This is a genomic window from Alcanivorax sp. (assembly GCF_040118815.1).
GTDB lineage: Bacteria > Pseudomonadota > Gammaproteobacteria > Pseudomonadales > Alcanivoracaceae > Alcanivorax.
The window spans coordinates 483,032-503,061 of sequence record NZ_JBEDTC010000015.1; the positions used below are offsets into that span (position 1 = coordinate 483,032).

The 20,030-nt window shown below is 59.4% G+C and carries 20 protein-coding genes; 7 read left to right on the forward strand and 13 right to left on the reverse strand.

The window, feature by feature from the left end:
• Positions 1 to 88: 88 nt before the first annotated feature.
• A complete protein-coding gene (locus ABNH18_RS11550) occupies positions 89 to 1,540 on the forward strand; it encodes a cobyric acid synthase (RefSeq protein ID WP_349382954.1) in 1,452 nt (483 codons plus the stop codon).
• Positions 1,541 to 1,602: 62 nt separating this feature from the next.
• A complete protein-coding gene (locus ABNH18_RS11555; RefSeq protein WP_349382955.1) occupies positions 1,603 to 1,992 on the forward strand; it encodes an alkyl sulfatase C-terminal domain-containing protein in 390 nt (129 codons plus the stop codon).
• A 214-nt stretch (positions 1,993 to 2,206) separates the two neighbouring features.
• On the opposite strand, the gene murI is transcribed toward ABNH18_RS11555, so the two are convergent.
• The gene (gene murI / locus ABNH18_RS11560) at positions 2,207 to 2,998 is read right to left on the reverse strand and encodes a glutamate racemase (protein ID WP_349382956.1); all 792 of its coding nucleotides are present in this window, start codon (positions 2,996 to 2,998) and stop codon (positions 2,207 to 2,209) included.
• A 163-nt stretch (positions 2,999 to 3,161) separates the two neighbouring features.
• A complete protein-coding gene (locus ABNH18_RS11565) occupies positions 3,162 to 3,650 on the reverse strand; it encodes an FKBP-type peptidyl-prolyl cis-trans isomerase (protein ID WP_349382957.1) in 489 nt (162 codons plus the stop codon).
• 203 nt (positions 3,651 to 3,853) lie between these two features.
• Here ABNH18_RS11565 and moaA point away from each other — a divergent pair, with 203 nt between their 5' ends.
• Together moaA and can are read left to right on the forward strand one after the other, a co-directional pair.
• Complete coding sequence (gene moaA, locus ABNH18_RS11570) at positions 3,854 to 4,867, forward strand: GTP 3',8-cyclase MoaA (RefSeq protein WP_349382958.1); 1,014 nt, start codon at positions 3,854 to 3,856, stop codon at positions 4,865 to 4,867.
• A 113-nt stretch (positions 4,868 to 4,980) separates the two neighbouring features.
• Positions 4,981 to 5,628: a carbonate dehydratase gene (gene can / locus ABNH18_RS11575; protein WP_007149238.1), complete on the forward strand. Its 648-nt coding sequence runs from the start codon at positions 4,981 to 4,983 to the stop codon at positions 5,626 to 5,628.
• 61 nt (positions 5,629 to 5,689) lie between these two features.
• On the opposite strand, the gene ABNH18_RS11580 is transcribed toward can, so the two are convergent.
• The 9 genes from ABNH18_RS11580 to ABNH18_RS11620 all read right to left on the reverse strand — a co-directional run bounded on the left by ABNH18_RS11580 (position 5,690) and on the right by ABNH18_RS11620 (position 14,367).
• Positions 5,690 to 6,241, reverse strand: a complete 552-nt coding sequence (locus ABNH18_RS11580) for a c-type cytochrome (RefSeq protein WP_349382959.1) — start codon at positions 6,239 to 6,241, stop codon at positions 5,690 to 5,692.
• Positions 6,242 to 6,312: 71 nt separating this feature from the next.
• A complete protein-coding gene (locus ABNH18_RS11585) occupies positions 6,313 to 7,047 on the reverse strand; it encodes a copper resistance protein B (protein WP_349382960.1) in 735 nt (244 codons plus the stop codon).
• Positions 7,044 to 8,966, reverse strand: coding sequence for a copper resistance system multicopper oxidase (locus ABNH18_RS11590; RefSeq protein ID WP_349382961.1), 1,923 nt, complete (start codon positions 8,964 to 8,966; stop codon positions 7,044 to 7,046). The genes ABNH18_RS11585 and ABNH18_RS11590 overlap by 4 nt, the downstream gene beginning before the upstream one ends.
• A 35-nt stretch (positions 8,967 to 9,001) precedes the next feature.
• Positions 9,002 to 9,370 carry a hypothetical protein gene (locus tag ABNH18_RS11595; protein ID WP_349382962.1) on the reverse strand — a complete coding sequence of 123 codons (369 nt, stop codon included), beginning with the start codon at positions 9,368 to 9,370 and terminating at the stop codon, positions 9,002 to 9,004.
• Positions 9,371 to 9,436: 66 nt separating this feature from the next.
• Positions 9,437 to 10,072 carry a LysE family translocator gene (locus ABNH18_RS11600; protein ID WP_349382963.1) on the reverse strand — a complete coding sequence of 212 codons (636 nt, stop codon included), beginning with the start codon at positions 10,070 to 10,072 and terminating at the stop codon, positions 9,437 to 9,439.
• A gap of 201 nt (positions 10,073 to 10,273) precedes the next feature.
• A complete protein-coding gene (locus ABNH18_RS11605; RefSeq protein WP_349382964.1) occupies positions 10,274 to 10,771 on the reverse strand; it encodes a DUF411 domain-containing protein in 498 nt (165 codons plus the stop codon).
• 67 nt (positions 10,772 to 10,838) lie between these two features.
• Entirely contained in the window at positions 10,839 to 11,198 is a 360-nt protein-coding gene (locus ABNH18_RS11610) for a cupredoxin domain-containing protein (RefSeq protein ID WP_007150319.1), read from the reverse strand.
• Positions 11,195 to 11,848, reverse strand: coding sequence for a class I SAM-dependent methyltransferase (locus ABNH18_RS11615; protein WP_349382965.1), 654 nt, complete (start codon positions 11,846 to 11,848; stop codon positions 11,195 to 11,197). The genes ABNH18_RS11610 and ABNH18_RS11615 overlap by 4 nt, the downstream gene beginning before the upstream one ends.
• A complete protein-coding gene (locus ABNH18_RS11620) occupies positions 11,845 to 14,367 on the reverse strand; it encodes a heavy metal translocating P-type ATPase (protein WP_349382966.1) in 2,523 nt (840 codons plus the stop codon). The genes ABNH18_RS11615 and ABNH18_RS11620 overlap by 4 nt, the downstream gene beginning before the upstream one ends.
• A gap of 225 nt (positions 14,368 to 14,592) precedes the next feature.
• On the opposite strand from ABNH18_RS11620, the gene ABNH18_RS11625 reads away from it, so the two are divergent.
• Complete coding sequence (locus ABNH18_RS11625; RefSeq protein ID WP_349382967.1) at positions 14,593 to 15,192, forward strand: outer membrane beta-barrel protein; 600 nt, start codon at positions 14,593 to 14,595, stop codon at positions 15,190 to 15,192.
• Positions 15,193 to 15,346: 154 nt separating this feature from the next.
• Here the strand turns inward: ABNH18_RS11625 and ABNH18_RS11630 are convergent, their stop codons facing one another.
• Entirely contained in the window at positions 15,347 to 16,318 is a 972-nt protein-coding gene (locus ABNH18_RS11630) for an imelysin family protein (protein ID WP_349382968.1), read from the reverse strand.
• Between the two features lie 12 nt (positions 16,319 to 16,330).
• Positions 16,331 to 16,984 (reverse strand): histidinol-phosphatase, encoded by a 654-nt coding sequence (locus ABNH18_RS11635; RefSeq protein ID WP_349382969.1) that lies wholly within the window; start codon positions 16,982 to 16,984, stop codon positions 16,331 to 16,333.
• Positions 16,985 to 17,175: 191 nt separating this feature from the next.
• Between ABNH18_RS11635 and ABNH18_RS11640 the strand changes: the two genes are divergently transcribed.
• The gene (locus tag ABNH18_RS11640; protein ID WP_349382970.1) at positions 17,176 to 17,721 is read left to right on the forward strand and encodes an RNA pyrophosphohydrolase; all 546 of its coding nucleotides are present in this window, start codon (positions 17,176 to 17,178) and stop codon (positions 17,719 to 17,721) included.
• Positions 17,714 to 19,990, forward strand: coding sequence for a phosphoenolpyruvate--protein phosphotransferase (gene ptsP / locus ABNH18_RS11645; RefSeq protein WP_349382971.1), 2,277 nt, complete (start codon positions 17,714 to 17,716; stop codon positions 19,988 to 19,990). The genes ABNH18_RS11640 and ptsP overlap by 8 nt, the downstream gene beginning before the upstream one ends.
• The last annotated feature ends 40 nt before the right edge of the window (positions 19,991 to 20,030 follow it).

The following is a 20,030-nucleotide window of genomic DNA, read 5'->3' on the forward strand; positions in this document are numbered from 1 at the left end:
GTGCCCGCGTCGGGACTATTAATGGTATGTCTGGCTCTGGATTGCGTTTCAACTTTGAACTTTTAACTTTCAACTCAGGGTTTTTCTTATGATGACCCTGATGGTGCAAGGCTGCACCTCCGATGCGGGAAAGAGCACGGTTGTTGCGGCGCTGTGTCGATGGTTTGCGCAGCGCGGTTATTCTGTGGCGCCGTTCAAGCCGCAGAATATGGCCTTGAATAGTGCGGTGACCGTGGACAGTGGCGAAATTGGGCGTTCTACCGCATTGCAGGCATTGGCGTGTGGGGTGGAACCACACAGTGATATGAACCCGGTGTTACTCAAGCCGCAGACCGACATGGGCGCCCAAGTGATTATTCGCGGTCAGGTGCTGGGCAATATGCAGGCGCTAGATTATCACGCCTACAAGGAAACCGCCCAGCAGGCGGTGCTGGCGGCCTGGCAGGATTTGTCTTCCCGGTTTGAGGTGATCATCGCCGAAGGCGCGGGCAGCCCGGCGGAAATCAATCTTCGCGATAACGATATTGCCAATATGGGCTTTGCGGAAATGGTGGATTGCCCGGTGATCCTGGTGGCGGACATTGATCGCGGCGGTGTCTTTGCCCACCTCACCGGTACGCTGGATCTTTTGTCGAAAAGCGAACAGCAGCGCACCCTGGGATGTGTGATCAACCGTTTTCGTGGCGACCTTTCCTTGCTGCAGGGTGGCCTGGACTGGCTGGAAGCGCGCACTGGCAAACCGGTGTTCGGGGTGCTGCCCTATCTCCATGGCCTGACCCTGGATGCAGAAGATGCGGTGGATGAGCAGGGCGAACACGAAAATGATGCGCTCAATGTGGTTGTCCCGCTATTGCCGCGCATGAGCAACCACAATGATTTTGATCCCTTGCGTCTCCATCCGCAGGTCAACCTGCGTTTTGTGAAAATGGGCGAGACCTGGCCGGCGGCGGATCTGGTGATCCTTCCTGGCAGCAAGGCCACCCGTGCGGACCTGGCTTTCCTGCGTGAACAGGGGTGGGACAAACAGATCGAAAAGCATCTGCGTTACGGTGGCAAGGTGCTGGGTATTTGCGGTGGCTTTCAGATGCTCGGCGAACGGATTGATGACCCTCAAGGCCTGGAGAGTGATCCCGGTAGCAGCCAGGGGCTGGGCTGGCTGGCCATGAGTACCGAGTTGATAGCGGGCAAGCAGCTTGCCAACACAACGGGAAAGCTACTGGCCTCAGATTCGCCTGTTCAAGGTTACGAGATTCATAACGGCATTACCCGGGGAGAGGCGCTGAGCCGCCCCATGCTGATGCTGGGTGGTCGATACGATGGGGCCATGAGTGAGGATGGCCAGGTGATGGGCTGTTACCTGCACGGTCTGTTTGATGTGGCAGACAGTGGCAATGCCATCCTTGCCTGGGCCGGTCTGCACGATGATCGTAGCGTAGATTATGCCGCTCACCGCGAGCAGCAACTGGACCGGCTTGCCGATATGGTGGAGCGTCATATGGACATGACGGTATTGCAGGAAGCCATTTCAAGGGCTGGCTAAGCGGTCCGTGGCGTAATTTCTACCTGAGCGGCGCTCAGGAACTGCGTAATGGTGTGGCGCAATTGCCGACGCCTAATACTGCCAGCCCGGATACCGTTCGTGCCATGGACCTGGGCCTGTTCTTCGATTTCCTGGCCGTGCGCTTGAATAGCGACAAGGCCGAAGGCAAGCATATCAAACTCAACTTCGACTTTACCGACATCGAGCAACAGTATGCGGTGGAAATGGTGCATGGGGTTTTGAATCACACCGAAGGTCGCCAGTTTGATGAGGCGGATGCCACCGTTTCATTGAGCCGTGAGACGCTGGATGCATTCATGCTTCAGCAGATCACCCTGGAGGAAGCCATGGAGAACGGCGATGTGAAGATCTCCGGGGAGCAGGGTGCTCTGAGTGAGATGATGTCCTGCCTGGATGACTTCGAGTTCTGGTTCAACATCGTAACGCCTTAGCGGTGATTGAGCGTGCAAGGGACATGCGCGTGAAGTAACAGAGACGCCCGATCCGTGTTACCGGAGTCGGGCGTTTTTATTTGTAGCGAAAACTGAAACGCCCTGTTCCGTTGCTACCTTCTGGTATCCGTGGAGGAAATGGTGGAATACCGGAAGCATTTCACTAGCCAGAACAAGGTGCTTGCCGTCGATTCCTGACGTTGCGAGAGCGTTCCTAGCGCATGGGGTGGACGATGAGTCCTTCGCCCCAGAGTTCAGAGAGCTGCCGGTGAGCCAGGGACGGCTCGGCGCTGCTCCAGAATGTGGTGGCGCCTGCTTGCGGACTGTTTGATAGCAGATTGTGTATCTGCAGTCGGCGCAGGGTTTCGCGGGCAACAGCCATATCGGTATTAATCACTTCCACATGAGCGCCGGCGGCCCGACGAATCGCCGGTGCCAGAAACGCATAGTGGGTGCAGCCTAGGACGATATGGTCGGCGCCTTTTTCTATCAGTGGCGCCACGTAGCGGGCCACCAGTGTTTCGGTCTGTGCGCCTTCCAGGTCCAGCGCTTCAATCTGTTCAACCAGCCCCGGACAGGGTTGAATTTCCACGCGCACACTTTCCGAAAACAGCCGGCTCAGATTATTGAAGGATTCGCTTTTCAGGGTCTGGCTGGTGGCGAGCACCCCGATCACTCCACTCTTGCTTTGCCGAGCCGCCGGTTTGATGCCGGGTTCGACGCCGATGATCGGTAGATCATAATCAGCACGCAGGTTTTTGATTGCCGATACGGTGGCGGTATTGCAGGCCACCACGATGGCCTTTGCGTTTTGCTCTATGAGAAAGCGGGTGATGGTGTCCGACCGCTGCTGAATATAACGCTCGGATTTTTCCCCGTAGGGCGCGTGGATCGAGTCCGCCACATACAGCAGGTTTTCGTTGGGCATCAGTTCTCGAATGCGGCGGGCGATGGACAAGCCGCCGATGCCGGAGTCGAAAATGCCAATGGGATTGGGGTTGGTCATACAGTGAATCGGGTCGAAGCGAATGGGTAAGCATATACCATGCTGGATAGGGATAGGAGAGGGCGAGAGTGGGTGAGAAAGAGGGAGAGAGGATTTATGCGGGACAGAAACGACAAAGGCTCCCAATGGGAGCCTTTGTCGGGTCAGGTGCAGCGATCAGTACTTAGTGATCGTGACCTTCCGGACCATGTACATGGCCGTGCTCTTTCTCTTCGTCAGACGCTTCACGAACTTCGGTCACTTCTACCGCGAAGTTCAGCGTCTCACCCGCCAGCGGATGGTTGCCGTCGACGGTCACTTCTTCGCCTTCAACGGCGGTGATGGTGAAGACGCGCTGGCCGGCTTCGGTCTGCGCCTGGAACTGCATGCCTGGCTGCAGGTTGTCTTCGTTGCCTTCAAAGGCGGTCTTCGGCACTTGCTGAATCAGCTGCTCGTGACGCTCGCCGTAGCCTTCTTCCGGGGTAACGGTGACATCCAGCTTTTCGCCAGCGGTTTTGCCTACCAGGGCGTTTTCCAGGCCTGGAATGATGTTGCCGGCGCCGTGCAGGTACGCCAGGGGCTCGCCACGCTCGACGGAAGAATCGATGGTTTCACCGGCGTTGTTGGTCAGGGTGTAGTGGATGGACACTACGGCATTTTCAGAAATTTGCATGGAAACCCTTTAGGGGTAGATGAATTCGGAATAAGAGACGTGGCGGTCATGACGCTTTTCATGGCCTGCCCGCGCCCTGTATTCAGGTCGGCGAACATTCTAACAAGACCGGCAAGGGCCTGACCAACCGGAGCCGGGCTGGGCCGACGGGCGTAAGGGGGCGTGGCTGCCCGGGTTGGCCCCGCATTTGCTACAGTAACGGCATGAAAGCTGATGTTTCGACGCATAATCCGGTACTGCAAGACCGCTTCGGGCGCACCATTGATTACGTGCGTTTGTCGGTGACAGACCGCTGTGATTTCCGCTGTGTGTACTGCATGGCGGAGGATATGACCTTTGTTCCCCGCGCCCAGGTGCTGACCCTGGAAGAGATGGGGCGGCTGGCGCGGGTGCTGGTGCAGCTGGGGGTAAAGCGCATTCGCCTGACCGGTGGCGAACCCCTGGTGCGCCGGGATGTGGCGCGGTTGGTGCACGATATTGGTGCCATTGAGGGCCTGCGTGAACTGAATATGACCACCAATGGCGCTGGCTTACCCCGCCACGCACAGGCTCTGAAGGCGGCGGGGGTGGATCGGCTCAATATCAGCCTGGATTCGCTGGACCCGGCGCGTTTTCGGGCGCTGACCCGAACCGGTGATCTGCAGCAGGTAATTGCTGGCATTGATGCGGCACGGGCCGCCGGCTTTGAGCGGATCAAGCTCAACAGTGTGATCATGCGCGGTCGCAACCACGATGAAGTGCCGGCACTGGTGGATTTCGCCCTGGAGCGGGGGCTGGATATCGCTTTTATTGAGGAAATGCCCCTCGGACAGATCACCGAGCACGACCGGGAATTGGCGTTCGTGTCTTCGGCGGAGCTGCGCGAACAGCTGTCGGCACGGCTGGGGCTGGTGCCGCTGGCAGAAAAAACCGGAGGGCCATCGCGCTATTGGCAGGTGCCGGGCAGTGGCAGCCGCATCGGGTTTATTTCTCCTCACTCACAAAACTTTTGCCATTTGTGTAACCGGGTGAGAATTACCGCCGAAGGCCGTATGCTTCTGTGCCTGGGCCACGAACACAGTGTGGACCTGCGTGCGGTACTGCGGGCGCACCCCACGGAGGATGCCCCCCTGCGTCAGGCAATCATTGATGCCATGGCCATCAAACCGGAGCGGCACGACTTCAATCTGGCACCGGGCGAGCAACTGGTACGGTTCATGAATATGACCGGTGGTTGATACTGCTTTTTGCCCCTCTCCCTCCAGGGAAGAGGGGACGCTCCAGAAAGCCTTTAGTATGTAGCGTGCAAGCATGCTGCGTGTAGCGTGAATGCGTAACCAAGCGAGAGACCATGAAATCCCTACCTGAACTGTTTTCCAACAATGAAAAATGGCGCCACGAAATCGAAGAGCGCCACCCCGGCTTCTTCAAGGCGCTGGGTGAACAGCAGAACCCGGAATATCTGTGGATCGGTTGTGCCGATTCCCGGGTGCCAGCCAACGAAGTGGTAGGCATGATGCCCGGTGAGCTGTTTGTTCATCGCAATGTGGCGAACCTGGTCAACCACACTGACCTGAACCTGCTGTCAGTGCTGCAATTCGCCGTGGATGTCTTGAAGGTGAAACACATCATGGTGGTGGGTCATTACGGTTGTGGTGGTATCAAGGCGGCCATGGAAGATGTGCCCCATGGCCTGATCGACAACTGGCTGCGGCAGGTGCGCGAATTGTACCTGCGTAATCGCAAGAACCTGGCCGAGCTGCCGGATGACCAGGCGCGGGTGGACAAGATGTGTGAGTTGAACGTGGCTCGCCAGGTCATCAATGTGTCCAACACCACCGTGGTTCAGGAAGCCTGGCGTCGCGATCAGCCGTTGACCATTCACGGCTGGATTTACGGTATCGGTGATGGTCACCTGCGGGACCTGGATATCCAGATTCAGAATAATGGCGAGCTGCGCAGCCTGGAAACGGACGAATACGACAACTGCTCCGGTTAGGTGAGTGCCCTTGGTCGCTGTAATGAAATGATCAAGGGCACGGTACCGTTGACGATGGTTTTCAGTGATGATGGCCAGCACCGCCGTGCCCCTGGCCGGCGGATGCTGTGCCTGAGTCGTCCAGTAGTGCCTGCCAATCGTTTTCGCTCAGTGAGGGCAGGGCGCTGAGTAACGCCACCATGTCCCACAGGCTTTGCTCGTCGTGGCTTTTTCCCCAAGCGGGCATGCCGCTCATTTTGATGCCGTGCTTGATGACCCAATAGGCGCCTTTCGGATCATGAATCCCGTGTTCCGCCAATGCTGGCGGTTGCGGATACATGCCTTCACGCAGTTCGCTCTCCTCGATTCCCGGCGCCAGGTGGCAGCCCACGCACATGGCCTGGTAGTGCTCTGCGCCCCGACCAATTCGTTGCGGATCATCCAGGTCGTTGGGCACCGGAATATGTTTTGCACGCAGGTCAATGGAGCGGTGGCGAGCGGTACCGATGATTTTCTCGGTCACGCTCCAGTGCGGTTCGTCGGCCGCAAAATTGTAGCTGCCAGTGGCAATGACGATGCCGATGATGGCGGTGGCAAGCAGCGCGATAACGAGCAGAGTGCTAACGGTTTTCATCGTGTTCTCCCTGACAATGAAAGAATTGGTGGATGCGCCGGCCATGGCGGCCGGGCACATCCGTGGCAAGATCAGAACCAGAAACGGATGCCCGCAACAACGGTGCCTTCTTCCGTTTTTCCGCCGGCTGCCCGTGTCATGTCCGCCGTGTCGCCGTACTGTTTTTCCCAGTTGACCCCGATATAGGGCGCAATTTCCCGGCGAATTTCATAGCGCAGGCGCAGGCCGGCTTCCAGGCTGGCAAGCCCGTCGCCGATACCCAGTTCCGGGTCGTCCTTGCCATAGAGGTTGGCTTCGATCTCCGGAACCAGTATCCACTTTTGCGTCAGGAGCAACTCGTATTCGGCTTCCAGGCGCAGGTTGGTCAGGCCCTCTTCGCCGATAAACAGGTTGGCGTCCACTTCGAAGAGGTAGGGCGCGACGCCCTGAACACCGATGCTGGCCCAGTCCCGGTTGGGATCGTCCGGTTGCCAGTCTCGTCGCACGCCCAGCTGCCAGTCCCAGAAGGGAGCAAAGGCCCGGTTCCAGGCAAGGCGGGTTTCTGCTCCCTCGGTACTGGCGTCCTCACCGTCGTGCTCCGGATCCATTAACCGTTCGCCTTCGGTGCTGAAGTACAGCTTGTTCAGGTCGCCGCCATGCCAGCCGCTGGCTTCCCAGGCCATGACGGTGCCTTCATCGCTGTCACGGGCTTCCAGCTGGTCGACGATGACACGGGTAAAACGCGGTTCGTTTTTATTCATGGCCAGGGCTGGCGAGGTGGCCGCCAGTGTGATGCTGCCTGCCAGAAGCGTCATCAATGTTTTCATGAGCGGTGTCCTCCATGATCTTTGCCATGTGTGTCGTGCATGCCCGGTGTCTGTGTATCTGGCATGGAAGGGGTAGTGCTGCCATCAACGACGCGCACTTCCCGGAACATGCCTGCCTCCATGTGATAGAGCAGGTGGCAGTGATAGGCCCAGCGACCGAGGGCATCGGCGCGCACCAGGTAGCTGAGTTTTTCGCCGGGTTTGACGGTGATGGTGTGCTTGCGCAGCAGTTTCCCGTTACCCAGTTCCAGATCACTCCATAGTCCGTGCAAATGAATGGGGTGGGTCATCATGGTGTCGTTCACCAGGGTGATGCGCACCCGCTCGTGGTGGAACAGTTCCAGCGGTACGGAATCGGCAAACTTGATGCCGTTAAAACTCCACATGTACCGGTCCATGTTGCCGGTCAGATGCAGCACGATTTCCCGGTCCGCTTGAAGGCTGTCGATGGGGTTGTCGGGAGTGCTGCCGAGGGTTTCCATGTCAGCATAGGTGAGCACTTTCCAGGGCCGGTCACGCAGGCCAATGCCGGGGTCGGTCAGCATGTCGCCGGGCGCCATGGCGCGCATGTCGACGCCGGGACCAAATTCACTGGCAGGATGTTCGATGGCGCTGTCGCGTGGCGGCAGGTCCGGGTTGTTGCTGTCCACGGCAAAGGGAACCGGGCGGGCAGGGGATGTGCCGTGGTGTTTCATATCCCCCATTTTCATGCCGTCATGGTCCATGTCGCCATGACTCATGGATTGATGCCCCATGGATTGATGACCCGAAGCTTGATGGTCCATGGCGCCCATGCCCATTTCGGTGTGGCCCAGTGGCGGGGGCGCGTCCATGTCAGGCACCGCAGCGGAGCGGGCGGCATCCGGTGTTAGCGTGCCGCGTACGAAGCCGCTGCGGTCGATGCTCTGGGCGAACAGGGTGTAGGCCTGATCGGCTTTCGGGGCCACGATCACATCCAGGGTTTCTGCCACGCCCAGTCGGCATTCATGGAAATCCACCGGGTTTACCGGTTGGCCGTCCATGGCGACCACGGTCATGTCGAGGCCGGGAATGCGAATGTCGAAGAAGGTCATGGCGCTGGCGTTGATGAAGCGCAGTCGGATGCGTTCGCCGGGTTTGAATCGGCAGGTCCAGTTGTTGGCGGGGCTTTGCCCGTTCATCAGGTAGGTATAGGTGTAGCCGGTCACGTCCGCCAGGTCGCTCTGGCTCATGCGCATGCTGTTCCACATTTGCCGGTCCTTGAGCGTTTCGATCACCCCTTTGTTGCGGAAATCACTCAGCGTGTCGAATACGGTGCGCTCATTGAAATTGTAGTAATGGCTGAGTTTTTTCAGTGTGGCGTAAATATGCTGAGGATCTTCATCGCTCCAGTCAGAGAGCAGAATCACTTCGTCACGATCAACCGTGTGCGGATCCGGTTCGCGTGGATCAATAATGATGGAACCATAGATTCCGGTTTGCTCCTGAAAGCCGGAATGACTGTGATACCAGTAGGTGCCACTTTGTTTCACGGTAAAGCGATAGGTAAAGGTTTCGCCGGGGGCGATGCCATCGAAGGACAACCCCGGCACGCCGTCCATCTGGAAGGGCAGCAGAATGCCGTGCCAGTGTATGGAGCTGGTTTCAGGCAACAGGTTGGTCACCTTGAGGGTGATGGTGTCACCTTCTTTCCAGCGCAGGGTCGGGCCGGGAATACCGCCATTAATGGTGGTGGCCGGGCGGGTCTTACCGGTGATATTGACGTCGGTTCCGCCCAGCGTCAGGTGAAAAGTATCACCGGTGAGGGTCGGGGCGCCGGTATGGCCCTGGCTGGCCAGTAGTTGACGGGCGTTGAGGCCAAGCCCCAGCCCGGCGGCACCCAGTGCCAGGCCCTGCACGAAACGACGTCGTGGCAGGGAAATCTGCGATTGCGTTTTCATTGGAATACTCCTGTTTGTTTGAGAAAAAAATCAGCTCAAACAGACAGGGACGGTGGGCGTAACGGCAGGCGGTGGATACCGGCGTGAACCGTTGTAATGAGGGAGTCTGTGCCGGGGGGCGAGGGGATAAAGGCATTTGCCACGAAGGCCGCGTCACTGGCAGCGGTGATCTGGCACAGGGTGATGCATTGGCAGCTGTCGCTGCCTTCGCAGGCCTGCATCTGCGCCATGTCGTGGCCGGCGGTCATGTCACCGTTGGGCCTGTCGGCAGAGTGGTGACAGTGTGTCATGGAGGAGGGCGTCATGGGGCTGTCGGTAGCCGTGGACATGGCCATGGTGAGTGTATTGGCAGACAGCAAGCTGCTCACCACCATCAGGGTGGTGGCGAGCAAGGTGGCGATCATCGCCCGGCATTGTCTTCTCGATACACGTGACATACTTGCATTATTGACCTTGGGGTAACCCCAAGGTCAAGCGGTTCGGATCAGTGAATTGATGACCACACTGGCGGCGATGATCACCAGTAGCACGGCGGTGGCTCGCTCCACCCAGTGGTGGTGGTCGCGTAACCAGGGCAGAAAGCGGCTGCGTCCCAGCAGGATGGCCACCAGCACATACCAGCCGCCATCGATAAACATGGCGGTGAGTACGATCTGGGCCCGGGCGAGGTGGGTCATGTCCGCTTCAAGAAACTGGCTGAACACGGCGAGGAAAAACAGGGCCACCTTGGGGTTGAGGAAAGCCACCATGAATCCGTCCCAGGCGGCGCCGTGAAGCACGCTGCTGCGCTCGCCTGAATCGGCGGGGGGCAGCGGCGCCCGGCCCGCCTGCCAGCTTTTCCAGGCCATCCACAACAGGAACAGGGCCCCGGCCATGGAAAAAAGCTGCTCCAGTACCGGGTAGCGGTGGAACAGGATGGCCATACCGGTGACGGTGGCCGCCGCCCAGATGCCGATGCCAAGGGCGTGGGTCACGCCTGCGATCGCGCCGGCCCGGTGGCCTCCGTGTAGGGTGTGGCGGGTCACCACCGCCAGGCTAATGCCAGGGGTCATGGCCCCCAGGGCACAGATGCTGGCCAGCAACAGCCAGTCGTGGAAGGGAAGCATTCAGGGTCTCGTTACGCGCAAAGCCGACACTTTAGCGGGTTGCCATGACAGGTTGAAGAGAGGAGCCGCTTCGAGCTGCCAGCGTTGAGCTACGAGTGAAAACAGCAAGATCTTAGAAACTTCTGGGTCGCGGGCAGGGCCCTGGCTTTATATGGAGCCCTTTCCGCGACTCGAAGCTGGTAGCTCGCAGCTAGAAGCTGATTAATTCCCCGGATGGTGGCTGAACACCTCGGTGCCTTCGTCATCGAACAACAGCACATCGTAGGCGTCTTTGCGGTCGCCCATTTCCATGCCGGGGGAGCCTGCGGGCATGCCGGGGACGGTGAGGCCTTTGCCTTCGGGGCGTTCTTCCAGCAGGCGGTCCACGTCGCTGGCGGGGACATGGCCTTCAATGGCGTAGCCGTCGATAAAGGCCGTATGGCAGGACCCGGTGCCGGGCAGGATGCCGGCTTTTTCCTTGATGGATTGCAGGTTCTGCTGCTCGTGGACATTAGCGGTGTAACCGTTAGCTTCCATGTGCTCAACCCAGGCGCCGCAGCAGCCGCAGGTGGGGGATTTATACACTTCCAGTACCTTGTCGGTGGTGGCTGCCACCTTGGCGGGCGGTTGGTTGGCAGAGGGGGTTTCTGCCGGCGTCGTTACTTCTTCGCCACAGGCAGTCATCAATAGGGTAGTTAAAACAACCAGTATTTTTTTCACAGCAAGTCCTCATCATTGTTTGCGTGTTGCGTGTTGCGTGTTGCGTGTTGCGTGTTGCGTGTTGCGGTCAGTCTACAATCAGTGTGCCCTGATACATCTGCATTTGGCAGGTGAAGCGGTGCTTCCCGGCGGGCAGGTTATCCAGTGTCAGGGTGGTGGTTTTTCCGGTTTCCAGAAATGCACTGGTATCCAGTCCCTGAAAGATTACCTGTTCGGCGCAGGGGGATGGATCGCGACGATCGAAATGCAGTGTCAGGGACTGCCCGGTGTTGGCGCGAATGGATGCCGGAGAGTAGACCCCGTCTTCGACAATGATGGTGGCTTCCTGAGTGGCGGCCTGTGCGGTGCTTTTGCGGTGCGATAGCCAGAACCACCAGACCACCAGTGCCATCAAAACAAGACCGACAAGATTGACGAAAAGGCTCATGGTGTCGCCTCCCGGGGTTTACGAACGGTGAGTATCAGCGATTGTTTGTGCATGGTATCGCCGAGCACATTGACGCTGTCTTCGGCGAAGGTGCTCAGCGTGGCATCAGTAAAGCCGGCCTGTTCGAGGGCCTGTTGTAACTCGGGGCCGTGATAGGTGGAAAAACCGTGCTGGAACACTGGCAGGCTGGCCATGCTGTTGTGATCACGCAAACCCAGCACCAGGGTGCCGCCGGGGCGCAGCAATAGAAACAGGGCCTGCAGGGCCGGCGCCAGCGGTTGCCAGAAGTAAACCACGTTTACGGCGACAATGCGGTCCATGCTGGTGGGGGCGAGCGGTGCTTGCGTCAGTTCGCCGTGGATAAAGGCGGCGCGCGTTTCGCCCAGGTAGCGTTCCCGGGCGAGCAGCACCATGTCGCGGGACGCATCCAGTCCGGTGTAGTGCAGGTTGTCTGCCCGGCCCAACAGGTTGGGCAGGTGGCCGGCGGCGCCGGGGCCGATTTCCAGAATGCGATCTCCGTCCCCGGGGGCTAGCGCGTCATAGGCGGCAAGAATCACCGGGCTGTTACGGTCATCCATGTTGCCTGCCACCTTGTTGCCATCCTCGCCCTGGGGGTGGCGCAGTTGTGCGGCCAGTTGTTCTGGGGTCATGCGTTGCTCTCTTTGTCTGGTTTTGCGTTGCGACGTCCGGGTTTGAAAAACCGCAACCGGTTGGCGTTGGTAACTACGGTAACCGAGCTAAGCGACATGGCGGCGCCGGCGATCACCGGGCTGAGCAAGTTGCCGGTGAGCGGATAGAGGATGCCAGCGGCCACCGGCACGCCCAGGCTGTTATAGACAAAGGCGCCAAACAGGTTCTGTTTGATGTTACGCACCGTGGCTGAGGAAATGGCCATGGCATCGGCCACGCCGTGCAATGAGCCCCCCATCAAGGTGATGGCAGCGGATTCGATGGCCACGTCGGTGCCGGTGCCAATGGCAAAGCCCACATCGGCCTGGGCCAGGGCCGGGGCATCGTTGATGCCATCGCCGACCATGGCCACGGTGCGGCCTTCACGCTGCAGGGCCTGCACTTTTTGGGCCTTGTCTTCCGGCAGCACTTCCGCCATCACCTCATCCACGCCGGCCTGCTCGGCAATGGCGTTGGCACTGGCGGCAATGTCGCCGGTGATCATGATCACTTTCAGACCTTGCGCCTTGAGGCGGGCGATGGCCGCTTTGGAATCTTCCTTGATCCGGTCCGCCACGCCAATGATGCCCAGCAGCGCATGGTCGCGGGCGAGAAACAGTGGCGTGGCGCCTTGTGCGGTGAGGCTGTCGCTGTTCAGGTGGATTTCGACCCCTTCGCTTTCCAGCCAGCGGCGGTTACCCAGGCGCAGGGTCTGGCCATGGTGTTGCGCGCGGACCCCCTTGCCGTTATAGGCATTAAAGCCGGTGACGTCGGCAAGGGTGAGCTGGCGTTCCTGCGCGGCCTGCACAATGGCATGGGCAAGGGGGTGTTCGGAGCCTGTCTCCAGGCTGGCGGCCAGTGCCAGTATGGTGTTCTCCTGCTCACCGTCGGCACAGAGCATCGCGGTCACGGCCGGTTTGCCTTCGGTGATGGTGCCGGTCTTGTCGAGAACGATGGTGTCCAGCTGGCTGCTGGTTTGCAGGGCTTCCCCCTGACGAATCAGGATGCCGTATTCTGCCGCCTTGCCCACGCCGACCATCACGGACATGGGCGTGGCCAGGCCCAGCGCACAGGGGCAGGCGATGATCAGCACGGTGGTGGCGCTGATCAGCATGTGTGTCAGGCGCGGTTCCGGGCCCAGATTGAACCACACCAGTGCGGCGGCGATGGCGATGAGCATGATGGTGGGCACAAAAATGGCTGACACCTGATCGGCGAGGCGGCCGATCGGGGGCTTGCTGCCCTGGGCTTTTTTCACCAGTGCGACGATGTGTGAAAGGGCGGTGTCCTTGCCGACGGCGGTGGCGGTGTAAAGCAAGGAGCCACCTTCATTGAGTGTGCCGGCGCTGACTTTGTCGCCAGCGCTTTTGCTGACGGGCATGGGTTCGCCGGTGAGCATGGATTCATCAATGCGGCTTTCGCCTTCTTTTACCGTGCCGTCCACGGCGATTTTTTCGCCGGGCCGAACGCGCAGAATGTCGCCGGTCCGCACTTGCTCTACGGGGATGTCCTGTTCCTGTTTTTCCTGATTCGGGCCATCACGGATCACGCGGGCGGTTTTGGCGCCCAGATCCAGCAGCCGTTTCACTGCGGCGCTGGTTTTGCCGCGGGCGCGCACTTCCAGCGCCTGGCCGAGATTGATCAGGCCGATGATCATGGCGCTGGCTTCGAAATAGACATGCCGGGCGGCTTCCGGCAGTGCGGCGGGCACCAGTACCACAACCATGGAATACAGCCAGGCCGCACCGGTACCCAGCGCGATCAGGGTGTCCATGTTGGCGTTGTGGTTGCGGAATGCTTTCCAGGCGCTGACAAAAAAGTGGCGCCCGGCGGTGGCCAGCACCGCCAGGGTGAGCAGGCCGATACCCAGCCAGATCCACTGACTGGTTTGCCCGGCGCGGACCATCATGTCGCCGCCCAGCAGGCCCCAAGCCATCAACGGGCCACCCAGGCCGAGCCCCAGCGCCATGTGGCGAAGAAGGGTGTGGTAGTGGGCCTGCTCGCGGGCCTCCTGCTGTTCCTGTTGGTCTGCGCTGTTATCTACAAGCTCGGCGCCATAACCGGCATCGCTTACCGCGCTGATCAGCGTCTCGGTGCTGGCGGTGCCGCTGACCTGCACGGTGCGGTCGGCGAAATTCATGTCGGCCTTGTCTACACCGGGCGTGTTGCGCAGGGCATTTTCAATGGTGCGCACACAGGATGCGCAGGTGGCGCCGCTGATGCTGAGTTGCACCGATTGCGCGGGGGTAACAGCGGCAGCTTCCGGTTTATCCGGATGATCATGCTGGTGGTCGTCGGCGCTGTAACCCGCCTGCACCAGCGCGTCCTGAAGGACGTTTCTGGAGGCGCTTCCTGTCACGGTAACCTGCTGGGCATCCAGGTCCACAGTCACGCTTTCTACACCCGTAATCTGCTCCAGTGCCGCGCTGATGGTGCGGCTGCATCCCTTGCAGGTGGCGCCACTGACCGGCAGGGTCTGTGTCCGTGTTGGCATTGGCATGGTGGCTCCTGTGAAGCGATGTGATGCCAGAAGGTGATGTCAGTCTGTATTGTGAAACCTGTGGGTAACCCCAAGGTCAATCACGTGCTATAAATTGCTGGTTACATTGAAAATTTTTATAAAAACGTCATAAAGACGGAACCATAACAACGCAAACCGCTCAATAAGACTACATAGTGTGGCCATCTTGGATGCCGAATTTTTCGATATCAGTGAGGACGATTTATGTTTAAGAAAACATTGCTTGTGTCAGGTATTGCTCTGGCCGTTTCTGCTCCGGCCATGGCAGCACAACAAACCACCGCCGTGCGCGATAACGGTTTTTCTTACAGCTACGGTCAGCTGGCCTATGATCGCTGGGACCTGGATGACGATGTGGATGTCGATTCGCTGAGCGCAGAAGGGTCATTTGCTTTGGATGAGCACCTGTTCTTGCGTGGTAGCCTGGGTTTCTACGATGGCGACTATGGCCGCAATGGTGATCTCGACGGTAGCCAAATTTCTGGTGGTATCGGTTTCCACACCCCGCTGCAGCGCGGTCTGGATTTCGTCACCAGCGCCGACATTATTTACGATGATCGTGATTATGATCCGGGCAATGACGACGATGAGATCGGCTTCGAGGTGCGTGGTGGTGTGCGTCATGCCACGACCGAAAAGCTGGAACTGTCCGGTGGCCTGGCCTACCAGGATCTCTACGATGATGATCTGGGCGTTTACGGCCAGGGCCTGTTCAAGGTGAGCCAGGCCGTTGATCTGGGTGCCCGTGTCATCGTGGGTGGTGACCGTGACACCTACGGCGTCTTCGGTCGCTACAACTTCTAAGGCGTTTGTCTGGAAGTAAAAAGCCCCGCCGGGTGAGAACCCAGCGGGGCTTTTTTGTGTTTGGTGTATGGCCCTGCTTGTTCGCCTTCTTGGGTCGACGTTACCCAAGGGCGCAAGATCTTAAGCCGAATAATGTCGGATTACGCCTTTCAGGCTAATTCGACCTACTCTTGCCGGCGTCGGGCATCTGGCGGGTGATGCTGACGGTGGTGAGCCAGGCTTTGATCGGGGCCCAGCCTTTCTCTTCGCTTTGCTTGATTGAGCCGGCGATGCCCGGGTTGATCTGGTCCCAGCGGGCTATCACAGCGGGGTCCATGGCCTGCACAGCATCGAGCAACGCGGTTTCATTAACGGCGAGGCTGAGGGCGGGGATCAGCAGCCCTTCTTCCTGTTCGCTGGTCAGGTCGTGCAGTTGCTGCCAGTGCGCCAGGGTCTCCATCAGGCCGCATTGCAGTGCCAGCCCGTTCAGGGAGCGATCCAGCAGCAGCTGCTGATGGTCGGCCAGCAGTTGTTCGCCGGCCAGTTTCAGGTACTGGCGCCGCCGGGCGGGAATGCCTTCTTCACCGGTGAACGCTGCCAGCGCTTTGGGGCTTTCGGTGGTGCCGTTGAGTACCACGCTCAGGGCGGCAAAACCGAGGCTGGCTTCCGCCGGGTCGGTGGCGCCGTGTTGGCGGCGCAGGTTCTGGCGGGTCAGCTCCAGATAGGGATCACTGATCAGCCCGGATTCCGGCCACTCGGGCAGGGCATCCAGATAGCCGGGGTATAGCGGCCAGCTGTCCAGCCGGGCCAGGGTCGCCTGTCGGTTGGCGCTCCCGTCCTGCTGGCAGGCACGGCTGGCCAGCAGCAGGTACTGGCTGGCAAAGCCCTGGTACCACTGCGCCAGGGCATCGCGCAGTGCGGTCAGGTTTTCCTCGTTCGGGCTTTGCTCGAACCGGGTTAGTGCCTGTTGCCATGCCGATGCGGTGGTAGTGAAACGCGCGTCTGCCTGTTGTTGCCACGCTGCAGCGGGAATCTCTGTCAGGGTGCCGTCACTGACTGGTCGGGGTGCCGACCCGGCGTCGTCACTGGTGTTGTTGTCGCAGGCCAGCAACAGGCTGGCCAGCAATGCCATAAAGAGAAAACGCATAAACAATTCCGGTTAGCGCAGGCTGATCACGGGCCAGCCCTGTTCCCGGGCTTCGCGCTCAAGGGCGCTGTCCGGGTCCACGGCCACCGGGTTGTCGACCTTGCGCAGCAGTGGCAGGTCGTTATGGGAGTCGCTGTAGAACCAGCTGTTCTCCAGGGTTTCATCGTTGGCGTTCAGCCATTCCGCCAGCCGCTCCACCTTGCCTTCGCGGTAGCTGGGGGTGCCGGCCACGTTGCCGGTATAGCGCTCGCGGCGGCACTCTGCGACGGTGGCAATCAGGTGGTCCACACCCAGCCGGTCCGCCAGTGGGGCGGTCACGAAGTCGTTGGTGGCGGTGATGATCATCAGGGTGTGGCCCTGGTCGCGGTGCTTTTGCAGCAAGGCTTCGGCTTTGGGCAACCACATGCTGTCCAGTTTTTCTGCCAGGAACTGTTCACGCCAGAAATGCAGCTGGGCCATGTCGTTATCGGCCAGCACTTTCAGGGAAAAACGCAGGTACGCCATGATGTCGAGGCGACCATTCTGGTAATCCACGTAAAACTGGTCGTTGGTTTCCTTGTAGAGCTGCTGGTCAACAATGCCTTTCTCTACTAGCCAGTCTCCCCACAGGTGGTCGGAATCGCAGCCGATCAGGGTGTTGTCCAGGTCGAAAATCGCGAGCGTCATGGCCCCTCCTTACATGAAGGGGCCATTTTATGCGAAGCCGATGACAAGTCATACCGACGGATTCATCGGTTTGATGTTTGTTTTGGTGCGTTTGTTGCACGGTTGTGCATTGATCGCAGGTTGCCCGGCAAGGTTTAATGGGCTGACAAGGAGCTAGAGTCCACGATTGCGCGTGGTCTCGAAGAGACAACATGACAGGCATTATTGATGACAAAGGATTTCGGCTGAATGTCGGGATCATTATTGCCGGCCAGGATGGCCGGGTATTTTGGGGTCGCCGGGTAGGCAACCGTGATGCCTGGCAATTTCCTCAGGGTGGCATGATGCCCGGGGAAACCCCGGAAGAGACGCTGTTTCGCGAGCTGGAAGAAGAAGTGGGCCTGTTGCCGGAGCATGTGGACATTATCGCCAGTACGGAAGGCTGGTTGACCTATCGTCTGCCGCGCCGCTTTTTGCGCCGGCCCCGTAATCGGCCGCACTGCATTGGCCAGCGCCAGAAGTGGTTTTTGCTGCAACTGACGGCGGAGGAACAGTCCATCGACCTGTTTGCCAGCGATAGCCCGGAGTTCAAGGACTGGCGCTGGGTTAATTACTGGTACCCGATTCGCAAGGTGGTGCACTTCAAGCGCGGAGTGTATGCCCGCGCCTTGCGTGAATTGGCCCCGGCCTTGAAGAAAGAAAACGCGGCCGTGAGTTCCCCGACCCCGTCTACCTCAGGAGACCCGTCCGATGCTTGATACCCTGCGGCGTATTGTTCAGGAAGTGAACAACGCGGCGGATATTCCCAGCGCGCTGGATCTGATGGCAAAGCGGGTGCGCGATGCCATGGGGACCGAGGTGTGTTCCATCTACCTGCGCGACGAGGAAGAACAGCGCTATATGCTGATGGCCTCGGAAGGGTTGAAGCAGGAAGCCGTCGGGAAGGTGAGTCTGGGCTTGTCGGAGGGGCTGGTGGGGCAGGTGGGTCTGCGCGAAGAGCCCATCAACATGGAAGACGCCTTTATCCATCCCAAATTCCATTATCTGGCAGAAACCGGGGAAGATGCCTTTCATGCCTTCCTGGGTGTGCCGGTGATGCACCACGGAAAGGTGCTGGGTGTCATGGTGGTCCAGCAGCGCGATGTACGCCGTTTCGACCAGAGCGAAGAAGCCTTTCTGGTGACGATCTCCGCTCAGCTGTCGGCGGTGATTGCTCATGCTCATGCCTCGGGTGTGCTGTTCGACCAGTTGGGTGGCAGCGGTGATCTGCCCAGTTTTTATGACGGCCTGCCCGGCTGCCCTGGCGCGGCTATTGGCCATGGTGTGTTGCTGTTCCCAGAGGCAGATTTGGCGTCGGTACCGGACCGTGCGGTGGACGATGTCAGCGAAGAGATTTCCCGGCTGGATGATGCGCTGGTGCGGGTGCGTCAGGAAGTGCGCGATTTGGCTGAGCGCGCGTCCAAATCCCTGGGGCCTGAAGAGCAGGCCCTGTTTGATGTGTATCTGCGCATGCTGGATCGCCATGCGTTGCCGGCAGAGGTGATTGCCCAAATTCGTGAGGGGCAGCAGTGGGCCCAGGGTGCCTTGCGTACGGTGGTCGATGCCCATGTGCGCAATTTCGAAATGATGGATGATCCGTACCTGCGTGAGCGGGCGGCGGATGTGCGCGATTTGGGGCGTCGGGTGCTGGCCCAACTGCAAAGCCAGACCCGTCGCCATGTGATCTTCCCCGACGAATGCATTCTGCTAGGCGAAGATATTTCGGCGCCCATGCTGATGGAAGTGCCCCGCGAGCGGGTGCGCGGCATTGTTACCACGCGTGGGTCGCGTAACTCGCATATGGCTATCGTGGCGCGTGCCATGGGTATTCCCACGGTGGTGGGCGCCCAAAACTTGCCGCTCAAGCAAATGGACGACAAGGAAATCATTGTCGATGGTTTCCGTGGCCGGGTGGTGGCCAACGCCTCCCCAGAGCTCAAACAGCAGTTTCAGGTCATCATCGCCGAAGAGGCTAACCTGCAGGCCGGGCTGGAAAAGCTGCGTGATGAGCCGGCGGAAACCCTGGACGGCGCGCGGATTAAATTGCAGGTGAATACGGGCCTGATGACTGACATCAATCGCTCGCTGGAGCGGGGCGCCGAAGGGGTGGGCCTGTACCGAACCGAGATACCGTTTATGGTGCGGGACCGTTTCCCTTCCGAGGAAGAGCAGCGGGTGATTTACCGCGAGCAGCTGGCGGCGTTTGCACCTCACAACGTCACCATGCGCACCCTGGATATTGGCGGCGATAAATCGCTAAGCTACTTTCCCATCGAAGATGAAAACCCGTTTCTGGGCTGGCGTGGCATTCGGGTGACGCTGGATCACCCGGAAATTTTTATGGTGCAGGTGCGCGCCATGATCAAGGCGAGCGAAGGCCTGAACAATCTGCGCATCATGCTGCCCATGATCACCAGCGTGATCGAAGCGGAGGAAGCCCAGCATTTGATTCACCGCGCCTGGTTGGAAGTGCGTGACGAGGGCCTGGACGTGCCCATGCCGCCGGTGGGGGTGATGATTGAGGTGCCGGCGTCGGTCTATCAGGCTCGGGCACTGGCCCAGCGGGTGGATTTTCTGTCCGTGGGCACCAATGATTTGACCCAATATCTGCTGGCAGTGGATCGCAACAACCGGCAGGTGGCGTCGCTCTACAATTCCTATCACCCGGCCGTGCTGCATGCGCTGCTGCATGTGGTGGAGCAGGCTCGCGAAGAAAATACGCCGGTATCGGTTTGCGGCGAAATGGCCGGGGAGCCCAGCGCAGCCCTGCTGCTGATGGCCATGGGGGTGGACGTGTTGTCCATGAATGCCTCCAACTTGCTGAAGGTGAAAGCGGCCATTCGGCAGGTGAATATCAGTTTTATACGTCGTCTTCTCAATGAAGTGCTGGCCATGGATAACGGTGAAGTGATCGCGTCCTATGTGGATCTTCAGCTGGGTAAGGCCGGCTTGAGTGACCTGTTGCGTAATCGCAAAGTGCTGTCCTGAGCGAGCCCGGCCTGAATTAATACAGACCGTGTCGACGGTG